Raw genomic sequence first — 13060 nt, 5'->3', positions numbered from 1 at the left:
CATGATCACGGAAGCGGGGGGAACTTTCATGGGCGACAGTGAAATCAAGAATCTGGTGGAATACATCGCTCGCGCTCTGGCGGAATATCCTGACAAAGTCCAAGTGCGGGAAATTAACGGCCATCAGCTTTCGGTCATCGAATTAAGGGCGGCAAAAGAAGATTTGGGAAAGATCATTGGAAAAGAGGGTCGAAACGCTCATGCCATTCGCACCATCATGAATGCCGCAGCGACCAAACTGCGCAAGAGGGCCGTGTTGGAGATTTTGGAATAGAAGATCATGGAAGCTACACCGGTGAAGTCGGACCCAGAAAAGCCGCCCTGTTTCGGGGACGCGGCTCATGTCTGTCCCCGCAACAAGGACGGCTTCATTGAACCTCAAGCTCACTGTCTCAAGTGCCCGCACGTACGCCCATGCCTTCAGATCGCACTTCAGGCGGAAGGAACCTTAAAGGTGGAAACCGAGAGCGTTTCCATGGCCGAAACTCCTCTGGGACGATTTCTCAAACGTTGGTCGGAAAGAAAGCGTGCCTCCTTGCGTTCTGCTAAGGGTTCAAAACCGGCATAGTCGTCGGATAGAAAGGGGTAGGTCATGATTTTCGGCATACTTGGGCCTACCCCGGGACACTCTCATGCATGCCCATCCTTCCAAGGCGGCTTGCGATTTCGTCTTTAGGAACCTTCATCCTCAAGTGCTTCTCGGCACAGCCAGTGACCGATACAGCGGCTGGATCGGTCAAATCTACACGCCTTCACTCTATGAAGGCCGCATGATTCAAAAGGCTCAAAAGGTCGGCGACAAAAATTTCACGTCCCTGGTTCTTCCTGTGGACAGTGTTCGCGAATACTTCGACCATTTTTCCGTCCTGGAACTGGATTTTACCTTCTACAGCCTTTTGCTCACTCCAGAAGGACAACCGACGGAAAGCTATCGCACCCTGGCTCGATACGCCGAACACTTGCCTTCGCAGGCGCTGGTTATCCTTAAGGTTCCTCAAAAGGTCTGCGCGTATCGTCTGTGGACCGGCAGGGAAAGTTCGGAAAACCCGCATTTTCTGAATTCCGACCTTTTTCAAAGATCCTTTTACGAGCCGGCCTTGCAGCTCTTGGGGGAGCGACTGGCCGCCTTTGTTTTTGAGCAGGAATATCACCGAAAAGCAGACCGATTGGATCCCAACGATCTGGCGGATCGGCTGAGAAGGTTTTTTCATAGCGTTCCTCAAGATTCTCGGTATCATCTGGAGCTGAGAACAGAAAGTTACCTCTGCAAGCCGGTTTTTCATGTTTTGGCTGAATACGGTGTGGGGCAGGTGCTTTCCCATTGGACCTGGCTTCCTTCGTTGCTGCATCAGTGGCAACGCAGTGGACGCAGGTTTTTCAGCGCCTCCCATTGGGTGATTCTTCGATGGCTCACGCCGCGAGGCATGCGTTACGAACAAGCGTATGCTCGCGCTCATCCTTTTGATCACCTTGTGGAAGACATGATTCAGCCAAGCCTCTTTCATGAAACAGCGGAACTGGTGGCAAGGGGTCTGGAATCGGACCAGACCGTGTGCATCATTGTCAATAACCGTGCCGGCGGCAACGCTCCGCTACTGGCCCGGCGACTGGTATCGACCCTTCAGGAACGAGGCGTGCTCGAATCCGCTAACGTTGCAAAACCTTGAAACGTCAAGCCATACAAAATCCATTGGAATTCTGTGCCCTTTCCGCCGAGGTTCAGGAAACCCTGAGGCATTACGAGGATCGAGTCACCTCGTTGCTTCACCTGGCTCGGGATGCTCTCGTCCCGGCTCTTTGGGAAAAACAAAGAAGTCTTCCCAAAATTTTTCTCACGCATTTTGAAAAAGCTTTTCTTGTCTACGATCAGTCTCTTCGTTTTGTCGTCAGCCACTTGCACCGAGCAGGATGGACCGTCACATGTGCTCCTGGATGCAGCCACTGTTGCACACAGTTGCCTTCGGGCCTGACAGGCGTAGAGATCCTGTATCTTTACCAGGGAGCCTGCAGTGTCGGTATTCTGGATCGCATGTTTCGCCGCTGCATGGAACGCCTGGAGCTATGGGAAGAAATCCGCCGATGGGATTGTTCCGATACCGCTGCCATTTCCTTGGAAGAGAACATGGCGGGGCGTCTCCATCGATACCATCGACTCAAGGTCCCCTGTCCCTTTCTCGACGCCGGCTTGTGCAGCCTTTACAAGTATCGCCCTCTGGCATGCCGCATTCACTTCAGTTTATCGCCACCCCACTGGTGCCGACCTGATCATTTTCAAAACGAGCATGCCGTAAGGTTTAATATGGAACCCAGCCCTCACGTTATGGACGCCTTGGAATCTTTGGATAAGGCCTTAAAATTGTGCCTTTCGGATCTGTTGGTATGCGGTTTTGTGGAGTATGTGGTGAATGTTATGGGCTTTCGGCCCATTCACTGGCTGGAAAATCCTCGTTGAAGACGACCGAAGACTTTGCTAGGACGCGTGGCGGAAAAAACTTCTACGCTTTAAAGGCCCCTTGCTCCATCAGGCCATGATTTAAAGGACAGTGAGGGAGAGCATGCACGAATCCATGCCGCACGAAGATATCATAGCCGACTGGCTTCGATTGGATCCCTTGGTGGTGCGCCGTGTGGTCCACACTTCGGCGCCTTCCTTGGCGGACAATACGGCGGATTTGGACCGATTGCGTCGCGCTCTTCGACAACAGGGCTACGATCCTCTTCGAATACCCCCTCAGGAATTGGGAACCTACGCCGGCCGTTTTCGTGAAGGAAATTTTACCGCGACGGCCATTTTGAGTTTTACTGGCGATGCTTGGGAACTCACGGAGCTTTTTGCCGGATCCGACGACAGCCCTCTTCTCGGCGTGGCCGTGGATTTGGGTACGACACAAATCGCCTTTTACCTGGTGGACCTTGTCACAGGAAAACTTTTGGACCGGCTTTCTGTGCCCAATCCCCAAATCCCTTACGGAGAAGACATTCTCACACGTATCCTCTACGCGGCCACTCCAGACAAGCTGGCCTTCATGCATCACCTTTTGCGATCCACCCTGAACGACACCCTTTCCCTTCTGGCTCAAAAGCATGGATTTCATGTTTCTCAAATCTATGCTCTGACCGTGGCGGGCAACACCACCATGACCCATTTCTTTTTAGGGCTGGACCCATCCCGCCTCTGTAAGGAACCCTACATTCCCGTGGCCAACACCTTTCCCGTGTTCCATGGAACGGACCTGCAGATGGCCATGCATCCTAGGGGAATTCTCGTGGTGTTTCCCAATGTGGGGTCCTATTTCGGAGGCGATCTCATCGCGGGTATTCTGGCCAGTGGCATGCACCGCACTGAAGAGATCTGCCTTCTTGTGGACGTGGGAACCAATGCGGAGGTGGTTCTGGGTAACAAGGATTGGCTTGTGGCCTGCGCCGGTGCCGCGGGGCCTGCTTTGGAAGGGGGTGTGGTGGAACGAGGCATGATGGCGCAGCCTGGAGCCATCGATCAAGTCCGTATCGATCCCGAGAGCTTGGAACTCACGTACCATGTTTTGGGGGAAGAAAAGCCCAGAGGCCTCTGCGGCTCCGGTCTTATTGATCTCGTGGCCGAAATGTTCATGGCCGGAATCCTCACGATTCAGGGAAAAATCAACACAAAGGTTTCAAACCCAAGAATCGTCAGCGTCGAAAACGGACCTGCTTACGTGGTGGCATGGGCTCAGGAAACAGCCGACGGCCTGGATCTCATGGTCTCCGAGATCGACATCGGCATTCTTCTCAAGTCCAAAGCGGCCATGTACACCATATTGCACATCATCACACGCAAGGTGGGGCTGAGTGTTCACGACATTCGGCGGTTTTTCGTGGCGGGGACCTTTGGTAGCCATATCGATCCCGTAATGGCCATTCGCATCGGCATGTTGCCCGACCTTCCTCTGGAAACCTACCAGGGACTCGGAAACACGGCGGGACGCGGAGCCGCCATGACCCTGTTGGATCGCAGCCTTCTCGCCGATATGGACGCGGTGCGCCAGCGCATCACCTATGTGGAACTCAACGTGAATCTGGAACTGATGAACGAATTTCGTGGAGCGACCTTTTTACCCCACACGGATCCCAAGCTTTTTCCTTCTGTGTCCATTCATCCAAGAGCCATGGGGTAAAGGATCATGAAATGGGACTGGCATGAACTGATAGGACGATGGGGAACGATCGCATTGGTTGTGTTTCTGGCGGCCATGGATCTTTTGCTCTTTCGAGCTGTTTTTTTCTCTTCAAAGGGTCTTCAAGGCTACCAAAACAAGCGCCGTCAAGTGGCCGTTTTGGAGGAAAAGGTCACTCAATTGCGCAAGGAGGTGCAAAAGCTCTATCTTCAGACCCAAAAATTCAAGGAAGATCCCCTTTACGCGGAACGGTATCTGCGACAGAATTTGGATCTTATTCGGGAAGACGAAATTGTGGTTCGATTCACTCCCCCTCAACGAGACAGCTCCCCTCATTCTCAGAAAAACGAAGCCGCGCAACCCCCAAAGGGCACGCAAAGACCTTGACGCCTTTTCGCCCCCTGTGGTACTCGAAGCAGTTCTCAATCACCTTACTCCTTGCTCCGCACAAAAAGGCGGGGCTGAAAACCCGAAAGGAGGATTTTCTTCATGGCATTGCGCAAGTACGAGTCGTTTTTCATTGTGGACCCCGATCTTCCCGAAGACGCCTACCAAAGCGTGTCCCAAAAGTTTCGCGGGGTCGTGGAATCGGGAGGTGGCACCGTGCTCACCTACACGCCTTGGGGCAAAAAGAAGCTGGCCTATCCGGTCAAAAAGAAAACCTACGGCTATTACGTGCTCATGGAATTCGCCTCAGGGCCGGACCTGATCGCCGAGTTGGAACGCACCATGCGCATTGATGAACGGGTGCTCAAGTTCATCACGGTGAAGCTGGACGATGCGTTTGATCCTGAAAAGGAAAAGGATCGCCAGCGCCCTGTGCGGATGCCTCCGGCCGACGATGAAGATGAAACAGCGCCTCGGTTTGCCGCCTCGAGTGAGGAAGAAGAGGAAGACGAAGAAGAAGGCGAGGACGAAGACTAAGGATTGGTCTTGGGATCGTTTCGGATAATGAAGGTTTGGTGAAAAAAGGAGTACAAAGTGGTCGTTAAGAGAAAACGAAGGAGAAGGGTTTTTCGACGCCGTCGTGTGTGCCGGTTCTGCGCGGACGCCAGCCTGCATATCGATTACAAAGACGCGAAAATGCTTCGCTATTTTCTTACCGAGCGGGGCAAGATTATTCCACGGCGTATTTCGGACAACTGTGCTAAACATCAGCGAGAATTGACCCTGGCCATCAAGCGCGCTCGCCAGATGGCCCTTCTGCCGTACACGGTGGATCATTCCATCTAAAAGGCGGCGCTGACTCGTAGGACGGCGGAGGCCGCCGGACATGACGATGGACATGGAGCGGTCCCAGGGAACAGGGCACGGTGCCCTCACGACGGTCATGAGGGAACTCGCCGTCGGGATTGGTGTGAGCGTGGGGATGTTTGTGGTTTTGGTTCTGATCCCCATCAGCGGCATTGCGGCGACGATGATCGTTCCGGTGCCTTCCTTGATCGGTGTCTACCGGTGGGGAATCCCTCTAGGGTACTTGGTGCCCGGGGGATCCGCCCTGGTAGGAGGAACCTTGTCCCTGCTTCTCAAGGCGCCTCAAGCGTTCGTATATTTCCTGGAACTGCTTCTGCTGGGCACCTTTTTGGGACACGGTATGCGCAAAGGATGGTCCATGACGCGCACTGTGGCCGATGCCGTTATAAAGGTTTGTGCCTTTGGAGCTTTCATGTTCTGGTGGACGCACGGTCAGGCCGAAGGCGGTCTCTGGGAACATCTGGAAACCCAGCTGCGTACCCTTATGCTCTCGGTCTGGACGGAAACGGCTCCCGAAGGGTTAGAAGGCTCGGATTTACCTGTGGAATGGAACGTCTGGGTGACCGTTCTGGCCCGTCTCTTTCCGGGTGTGGCCGTGGCTACGACCATCATCTGCGCTTGGCTGATTCTGTCTGTGACACGTCGCATACTTTACCTTCGAGGTGTGCCGATGCCGCCTTGGCCTGCCTGGTTTGTATGGAGTGCTCCTGAACCCTTGGTCTGGGCGGTCATCGCCGCAGGGTTCCTCATGTTGGCCCCCCCATGGAATGCCAAGGTGGTGGGAGCGAATGTGGTCATCGCTGTGGGAGCGGTGTACTTTTTACAAGGTGTGGCCATCACCGCTTATTATTTCAGCCGATGGAAGGTGCCCAGCTTTTTACAGGCCTTCGGTTATGCCTTGATTTTTTTCCAGCAGTTTGTCGGCTTGGCTGTGGCTTTTATGGGGTTTTTTGACACCTGGTTTGATTTTCGGCGATTGAAAAAGAAAGCCGATGTTCTTTCACCGTCGTGACATGGGTTCGAACCTTTGCGGACTTGAGGATCGGCGGATCAGGGTATCAAGGAGTGGACAATGAAAGTGATTCTTACGGAAAACATTCCGAATTTGGGACAAATCGGAGACGTCGTCAAGGTGGCTCCGGGCTACGGTCGTAATTACCTGTTGCCTAAGGGCTTGGCCCTTGAAGCTTCCAGCTCGAAAATTCGCGAACTGGAACACCACAAACGCGTTTTGGCACAAAAGAAAGAAAAAGTTCGACGTCAGATGCTTTCTCTGGCGGAAAAACTCAATGAGACAACCCTTACTTTTGCGCGGAAAGTCATCGAAGAAGATAAGCTCTACGGATCCGTCAGCATCACGGACATTCAAAAAGCCTTGCAACAGAAAGGTATCGACCTGGACAAGCGCTTTATTCTTTTGGATCAGCCCATTAAACAGTTGGGCGAGTGTACCGTGCCCATCAAGGTGGACGCGGACATTACGGCGAACATCACGGTTGTGGTGACCAAGGAAGAATAATGCATGGAAGGGCTCTCCGACGAGCTCAAGAGAATCCCTCCTCATCAAATCGAAGCCGAACAGTCTTTGATAGGTGGGCTTCTGGTGGACAACAGCGGCGTACCGGCCGCTTTGGAAATTCTTCGTGGGGATGAGTTCTATCGGGACGCTCATCGGGTGATCTTTCAAGCCATTCAAGAACTGTTTGAGCGCAACGAACCCATCGATCTGGTTACCGTCGCCGATTTTCTTGAACAGAAAGACAAACTGGACGCCGTCGGTGGAGCCGCCTATCTGGCCTCCCTGACGGCCTTGGTCCCCTCAGCGGCCAATGTGGCCGCCTATGCCAAGATTGTTAGTGAAAAGGCCATTCTCCGGCGTCTTATTCAGGTCTCTGGGGAAATCATGTCCTGGTGCTACGGCGCGGGCAAAAATGCGGACGAAATCCTGGACCGTGCCGAAGCCGCCATCTTTGCCATCACGGAACGGCGTATTCGCAGCTCCTACGCCCTCATCAAAGACGTGGTCAAGCAAAGCATCGGAACCATCGAGGCGCTTCAGGAACGCCGGGACATGGTGACGGGAGTGCCCACGCACTTTACAGACCTCGACAAGATCACCTCAGGATTGCAACCATCGGATCTCATCATCATCGCGGCTCGACCCAGCATGGGAAAGACCGCTTTTGCGCTGAACATCGTCCGGAACGCCGCCATGAAAAGCGGTGTGCCGTGTGCGTTCTTTTCTTTAGAAATGAGCAAGGAACAGCTGGCGATGAGGTTGCTGTGCGCGGAGGCCCGTGTGGATTCGCAAAAGGTGCGCACGGGCTTTCTCAGCCAAAACGACATCGTCAAGCTGCTTTCCGCCGCCGGCTCCTTTATGGACGCTCCGATTTACGTCGACGACACACCGGCCATCTCCACTCTGGAACTTCGCGCTAAAGCTCGACGCCTCAAGACGGAACACAACATCGGCCTGGTGGTTGTGGATTACTTACAGTTGATGCGCAGTCGTGAACAGGCGGAGCGGCGTGAACTGGAAATTTCCGATATTTCTCGATCGCTTAAGGCTCTGGCCAAAGAATTGAACATTCCTGTTGTGGCTTTGTCCCAGCTGAACCGCAAGGTGGAAGAACGCCACGACAAGAGGCCGCAGTTGGCGGATTTGAGGGAATCCGGAGCCATAGAACAAGACGCCGACGTCATTGTCTTCATTTATCGGGACGAAGTCTACAATCCGGAAAGCAAGGACAAGGGCACGGCGGAAATTCACGTGAGCAAACAACGAAACGGTCCCACAGGCCGAGTCAGATTGGCCTTTATTAACAGTTACACTCGCTTTGAAGATTTGGCCGTTCAAGATATGCCCGTGTAGGAAGACCTCCAAAGAGAAAACCGAAATCTTTCCCTAGGCATCGAGATGGAAACGAACATGACCACGAAAGCAGAATCTTTATCAAAAGGGACAACCCATGGGGACGCCCCTTTTACGGATTGCTGGAACCCCAAAATGGAAACCCTTTCTCGAAAGGCTTTGGAAGAACTTCAGCTCAAACGCTTGAAAGAAACCCTGCGACGAGCCGTCAAAGCGCCTTTCTATGCCGAAGTGCTGGGCTCGGCGCCATGGCGCCGAGTGCGTTCGCTGGCCGACGTACGGCATCTGCCCATGACCACGAAGGACGATCTTCGCCGAGCCTATCCCTACGGTTTCTTGTGTGTTCCCAAGGATCGACTGGTGCGCTTGCACGTCTCTTCCGGGACCACAGGACAGGCCACGGCCGTTTTTTACACGCAGAAGGATGTGGACACTTGGGCTGAACTTATGGCCCGATGTCTTTTCATGACGGGAGCCCGCCCGGGTGACGTTTTTCAAAACCTTTCCGGGTACGGGCTTTTTACCGGTGGACTTGGTTTTCATTACGGGGCGGAGCGCCTGGGTCTTCTGACCATTCCTTCCGGTGCGGGTAACAGCAAACGCCAGATTCAGCTCATGCGCGATTTTTCCACCACCGTCATGCACATCATTCCCAGCTATGCCATGCGCCTCATGGACGTCATGACGGAAATGGGCGTGGATCCCAAAAGGGATCTCCAGCTTCGGATCGCCTATCTTGGAGCGGAACCTTATTCCCAAGAAGTGCGTCGCCGTGTCGAAGAATTTTATGGTGTGAAGGTTTTCAACAGCTACGGGCTGTCGGAAATGAACGGTCCCGGCGTCGCCTTTGAGTGTGTCTATCAAAACGGATTGCATATTTGGGAAGACGCTTACCTGGTGGAAGTCTTGGATCCCAAAACCCTGGATCCCGTTCCGGAGGGCCAATTGGGTGAGCTGGTCCTCACCACCCTTACCCGAGAAGGTATGCCCCTGATTCGATATCGTACCAAAGACCTGAGCCGTATCCTTCCGGAAGACTGTCCCTGCGGCCGAGTCCACAGGCGTTTGGACCGGATTCAGGGACGTTCGGACGACATGTTCATCCTCAAAGGGGTCAATATTTTCCCCGTGCAGGTGGAACAAGTACTCATGGGCATTCCTGAAGTGGGCAACAACTACCGCATCCTTCTGGATCGTCAGAACAATGTGGATGTCATGACCGTGGAAGTGGAAGTGACGGACAAAATCTTTGTGGAAGACATGCGACACCTGCAAAGGATTCAAAAGAAAATCACCAAGGAGCTTAAGAGCGAACTGCTGGTCACTCCCGAAGTGCGTCTGGTGGAACCCCACGGCCTGCCTCAGACTGACGGAAAAGCCGTGCGCTTGCTGGATCGCCGGAATCCGTACCAAGCCTGAGATGTCTCCGATCCACCCGTGCCGTCTCGCTCCCAAAATGTTTTTTCTTTTTCGCAGTCGGTTTATAATTTTTGTGGTTTAAAATCCCTCATGTTCACAGATTGGCTTCAAGAAATGAATCCTCGGCGGTTTCGGCCGCCGAGGGGGCACTCTTTCTATGGAGGTCTTGCCATCTCAAAGGTTTACGGAGATATCACAGGTCTGAAGAAACAGGTGCGCAAGCGCCTGGAAAATCTCACTCGCCGAAGATCCCTACCCCGAGACGTGGTTTCTCCCGACTTGGCTCGGGATTTGGCACGCCTTTCTTTTGAAAGCGGCCGTCAAATCGGTGTCATGCTCGGCCGAGACGGCGCCGTGGAAATGGTCCTAGTGGGAGGGTCTCGATCCCTTTTCATTCCTGACCTTCCCAAGTCTCGAGCCGGTCGATGGAGGCTTCGAGGGCTTCGATTCGTCCATACTCATTTGAAGGAAGAACCCCTCACCCAAGACGATCTCATGGACCTTATCTTTTTGCGCTTGGACTGCATCGGGGTCATTCGCGTGGACGTGCACGGGGGCGCCAAGGATTTGGAAATAGCCCATATTTTGCCCAATTCCAGCCGGATTCAAGGGGCATGGCGTGTCCTGCCGCCCGTTCCATGCTCGGAACCGGCTTTGGACTTTCTGGAATTCGTCCAGTCCCTGGAAGAGGAACTGGATCGGGGACGCCGGTCCCTAGCAGCGGAAGATGCCAAGGATCGGGCGATTCTCGTAAGTGTCACCACCGAAGAAAGGGAAGCCGCCGAAGCGTCTCTGGCGGAACTAAAGGAATTGGCACGCAGTGCCGGTATCAGTGTGGCCGACACGATCATTCAGCGGCAACGCCAAGCCAACCCCAAGTATCTTATCGGTAAGGGTAAACTCAGTGAGATCATCGTTCGTGCCTTGCAATGTGGTGTGGACCTGTTGATTTTCGATCAGGATCTCAACCCATCCCAGATTCGATCCATTACGGACACGACCGAGCTCCGTGTCATCGACCGAACCCAATTGATTCTGGATATCTTCGCACAGCGTGCTCAGAGCCGAGAAGGAAAGCTTCAGGTGGAAATCGCTCAACTGAAGTACCTGTTGCCTCGGTTAGGCGTGAAAGACGACGCCTTGTCGCGCCTCAGGGGCGGTATCGGCGTGCGAGGTCCCGGAGAAACGAAACTGGAAATCAACCGCCGTCGTATCAAGGACCGTATCGCCCATCTGGAACGGCAACTGCAACAAGTGCGTCAGGATCGGTCCCAACGCAGAGCCAAGCGGTTGCGGCAAACCCTTCCCATTCTCTCGATCGTGGGCTACACCAATGCGGGAAAATCCACCCTTCTCAACACTCTGACCCACAGCCGTGTCTGGGCTGAAGATCAACTGTTTGCCACCCTGGATCCGACGACTCGACGCCTTCGCTTTCCTCGGGACATGGAAGTTATCGTGACTGATACTGTGGGATTCATTCGCAACTTGCCCCAAAACCTTTTGGATGCCTTCGCCGCTACTTTGGAAGAACTCAACGACGCCGATCTTCTGCTGCACGTGGTGGATCTCAGCAATCCGCACTACGAAGAACAGATGGCATCCGTCGCCGTGATCTTGGAAAAACTGGGACTGGATCGCAAACCCACGGTACTGGTCTTTAACAAGATAGACAAAGTGGATTCCGAAACTGTGGCCAGGGCCCTGCGCCGTTATGATGCCGTCGCGGTTTCCGCCATCGACCGCAACACGCTCATGCCCCTGCTGGAAGTTCTTCAGGACAAGGTGGAAAACTTTTTCCTTCCCGAGAAGGCTGAAGCGCTCCAAGAGAGCTCTCTGGCTGAAACCGCTTTGGAAAAGACATCACCGGAGGATGTAAACGAGGACCTTCTCGGTACCCGCCTTGTCGTGTCTTGAGGCTCTGCAGGCTCACGTTTCCTTGCAAGACGGGCAGCAGCCCGCTCGTGACCGATTCTTTGCAGGGGCGGACCTGTGTGACCGCCCCAATGGATTGTCGTGCCTGAACGACCTAGGGGCGGACATATGGAGCCGCCCCGGCGGATCTCTGAACATGGTTGGTCTCGAAGGAAGGACAGATCCGGCTGCACGCGAGGGACAAAACACCGGGGTTTCCCACGGCGGAACAGCCTTCCTAGCATGAGGCGGCCAGGGCCATAGGTTTTTTGGAGGTAAGAATGCTGCGTACGGTTTCCACGTCCCTCTGAATCTGTGCGACGAGGGCTTCAGGACCGGGAAAACGCCTCTCGTCTCGAATCCTTTCCACAAAACGCACGGCAATATCTTTACCGTACAGATTTCCTTCAAAATCAAGGACATGAACTTCAAGAGAGGGTGTCGGATCACCAAAGGTGGGGTTCCAGCCGAAGTTAGCGGCACCTCCGTAAGTCTCCCCCTCGATTTCCACTTCCACGGCATACACCCCGGGCTTGGGTGCTACCTGCTTTTGTATATCCACGTTGGCTGTGGGAAATCCCAAAAGCCGCCCTCGTTCTCGACCTTTGACGACGCGCCCGACAATTTCATAGGGCCGCCCCAAAAGCCTTTCCGCTTCTTCCATCTGCCCATCTCGAATGAGCTGACGGATGGCGGTGCTGCTGACCAGAGTGCCCTCAAGTTCGATGCCGGATACCATCTCTACCTGAAATCCGTAACGATTCCCCAACTCCCGCAACAGGCGAATGTCGCCCTCTCGATTCCTGCCAAACCGATAATCGTAGCCGACCACAATGCCGCGGACGCCGATACGATCCACCAACAGGTCTTTGACGAAATCATGGGCGGAAATTTGGGCGAAGTCCTTGCTGAAGGGAACCACGATGGTCACATCGATTCCTTCAGCTTCAATAAGCTGGAGCTTCTTGCCGGGAGATGTGATGAAATCGGGCCCTCCTGACGGCGCCAACACCTGCAGAGGATGGGGGTCAAAGGTCATGACCACCGATTGGCCTCCAAGTTTCTTCGCCCAGTCCACCACCCGGTGAAACAAGACCTTATGACCGCGATGCACTCCATCGAAATTGCCGATGGTCATCACGGGATTCTGAAGGGGTTTTTGAATGTCTTCCAACCGACGAATCACCCTCATTGCGACTCTGAGAACCTCCGCTTTCATCACAAATTACCCTTGACACCTGAAGGCTTTTACCATAGTTTATCGCCGCTTCCAAGGCAATGCCTTTTTTGTTAAATAATGCCGAAGTGGCGGAATTGGTAGACGCGCTAGATTCAGGATCTAGTGGGCAATAGGCCTGTCGGGGTTCGAGTCCCCGCTTCGGCACCAGGAAAAACGTAACGGCCGCAGATCCCTTTGGGATTGCGGCTTTTCTTTTGAAGGCGTCTT

13 protein-coding genes and 1 tRNA gene are annotated in these 13060 nt (G+C 53.9%); 13 read left to right on the top strand and 1 reads right to left on the bottom strand.

Annotation, left to right across the window (positions count from 1 at the left end; translation table 11 throughout):
* The first annotated feature begins 28 nt into the window (after nt 1-28).
* From WHS46_13095 to hflX, 12 genes are all read left to right on the top strand, one after another.
* On the top strand, nt 29-274 hold the full coding sequence (locus WHS46_13095) for a KH domain-containing protein (protein ID MEJ5349611.1): 246 nt from the start codon (nt 29-31) through the stop codon (nt 272-274).
* Nucleotides 275-632: 358 nt separating this feature from the next.
* Entirely contained in the window at nt 633-1667 is a 1035-nt protein-coding gene (locus WHS46_13090; GenBank protein ID MEJ5349610.1) for a DUF72 domain-containing protein, read from the top strand.
* Complete coding sequence (locus WHS46_13085) at nt 1664-2452, top strand: YkgJ family cysteine cluster protein (GenBank protein MEJ5349609.1); 789 nt, start codon at nt 1664-1666, stop codon at nt 2450-2452. Before WHS46_13090 ends, WHS46_13085 begins: the two co-directional genes overlap by 4 nt.
* Before the next feature lie 103 nt (nt 2453-2555).
* Nucleotides 2556-4154, top strand: a complete 1599-nt coding sequence (locus WHS46_13080) for an ASKHA domain-containing protein (protein MEJ5349608.1) — start codon at nt 2556-2558, stop codon at nt 4152-4154.
* A 6-nt stretch (nt 4155-4160) separates the two neighbouring features.
* Nucleotides 4161-4541, top strand: coding sequence for a septum formation initiator family protein (locus tag WHS46_13075; GenBank protein MEJ5349607.1), 381 nt, complete (start codon nt 4161-4163; stop codon nt 4539-4541).
* A 102-nt stretch (nt 4542-4643) separates the two neighbouring features.
* The gene (rpsF, locus tag WHS46_13070; protein ID MEJ5349606.1) at nt 4644-5078 is read left to right on the top strand and encodes a 30S ribosomal protein S6; all 435 of its coding nucleotides are present in this window, start codon (nt 4644-4646) and stop codon (nt 5076-5078) included.
* 57 nt (nt 5079-5135) lie between these two features.
* Nucleotides 5136-5387 carry a 30S ribosomal protein S18 gene (gene rpsR / locus WHS46_13065; protein ID MEJ5349605.1) on the top strand — a complete coding sequence of 84 codons (252 nt, stop codon included), beginning with the start codon at nt 5136-5138 and terminating at the stop codon, nt 5385-5387.
* Between the two features lie 40 nt (nt 5388-5427).
* Nucleotides 5428-6420, top strand: coding sequence for a DUF2232 domain-containing protein (locus WHS46_13060; protein ID MEJ5349604.1), 993 nt, complete (start codon nt 5428-5430; stop codon nt 6418-6420).
* Nucleotides 6421-6480: 60 nt separating this feature from the next.
* The gene (gene rplI, locus WHS46_13055) at nt 6481-6927 is read left to right on the top strand and encodes a 50S ribosomal protein L9 (protein MEJ5349603.1); all 447 of its coding nucleotides are present in this window, start codon (nt 6481-6483) and stop codon (nt 6925-6927) included.
* Nucleotides 6928-6930: 3 nt separating this feature from the next.
* Nucleotides 6931-8280 carry a replicative DNA helicase gene (gene dnaB / locus WHS46_13050; protein MEJ5349602.1) on the top strand — a complete coding sequence of 450 codons (1350 nt, stop codon included), beginning with the start codon at nt 6931-6933 and terminating at the stop codon, nt 8278-8280.
* A 57-nt stretch (nt 8281-8337) separates the two neighbouring features.
* The gene (locus WHS46_13045; protein MEJ5349601.1) at nt 8338-9699 is read left to right on the top strand and encodes a phenylacetate--CoA ligase; all 1362 of its coding nucleotides are present in this window, start codon (nt 8338-8340) and stop codon (nt 9697-9699) included.
* 90 nt (nt 9700-9789) lie between these two features.
* Nucleotides 9790-11616, top strand: coding sequence for a GTPase HflX (hflX, locus tag WHS46_13040; protein MEJ5349600.1), 1827 nt, complete (start codon nt 9790-9792; stop codon nt 11614-11616).
* A 235-nt stretch (nt 11617-11851) separates the two neighbouring features.
* On the opposite strand, the gene WHS46_13035 is transcribed toward hflX, so the two are convergent.
* Nucleotides 11852-12832, bottom strand: a complete 981-nt coding sequence (locus WHS46_13035; protein ID MEJ5349599.1) for a bifunctional riboflavin kinase/FAD synthetase — start codon at nt 12830-12832, stop codon at nt 11852-11854.
* Between the two features lie 80 nt (nt 12833-12912).
* Here WHS46_13035 and WHS46_13030 point away from each other — a divergent pair.
* Nucleotides 12913-13000 (top strand) — tRNA-Leu (locus WHS46_13030).
* Nucleotides 13001-13060: the final 60 nt, after the last annotated feature.

It is taken from the genome of Desulfosoma sp., assembly GCA_037481875.1.
Classification (GTDB): Bacteria; Desulfobacterota; Syntrophobacteria; order Syntrophobacterales; family DSM-9756; genus Desulfosoma.
Note: the sequence above shows the minus strand (reverse complement) of the source record. Positions and strands in the feature narration are given on the sequence as shown.

Coding starts and splice junctions, on each gene's coding strand:
- WHS46_13095 (MEJ5349611.1), top strand. CDS start 29: ATGGGCGACAGTGAAATCAAGAATCTGGTGGAATACATCGCTCGCGCT.
- WHS46_13090 (MEJ5349610.1), top strand. CDS start 633: ATGCATGCCCATCCTTCCAAGGCGGCTTGCGATTTCGTCTTTAGGAAC.
- WHS46_13080 (MEJ5349608.1), top strand. CDS start 2,556: ATGCACGAATCCATGCCGCACGAAGATATCATAGCCGACTGGCTTCGA.
- WHS46_13075 (MEJ5349607.1), top strand. CDS start 4,161: ATGAAATGGGACTGGCATGAACTGATAGGACGATGGGGAACGATCGCA.
- rpsF (MEJ5349606.1), top strand. CDS start 4,644: ATGGCATTGCGCAAGTACGAGTCGTTTTTCATTGTGGACCCCGATCTT.
- WHS46_13060 (MEJ5349604.1), top strand. CDS start 5,428: ATGACGATGGACATGGAGCGGTCCCAGGGAACAGGGCACGGTGCCCTC.
- rplI (MEJ5349603.1), top strand. CDS start 6,481: ATGAAAGTGATTCTTACGGAAAACATTCCGAATTTGGGACAAATCGGA.
- dnaB (MEJ5349602.1), top strand. CDS start 6,931: ATGGAAGGGCTCTCCGACGAGCTCAAGAGAATCCCTCCTCATCAAATC.
- WHS46_13045 (MEJ5349601.1), top strand. CDS start 8,338: ATGACCACGAAAGCAGAATCTTTATCAAAAGGGACAACCCATGGGGAC.
- hflX (MEJ5349600.1), top strand. CDS start 9,790: ATGTTCACAGATTGGCTTCAAGAAATGAATCCTCGGCGGTTTCGGCCG.
- WHS46_13035 (MEJ5349599.1), bottom strand. CDS start 12,832: ATGAAAGCGGAGGTTCTCAGAGTCGCAATGAGGGTGATTCGTCGGTTG.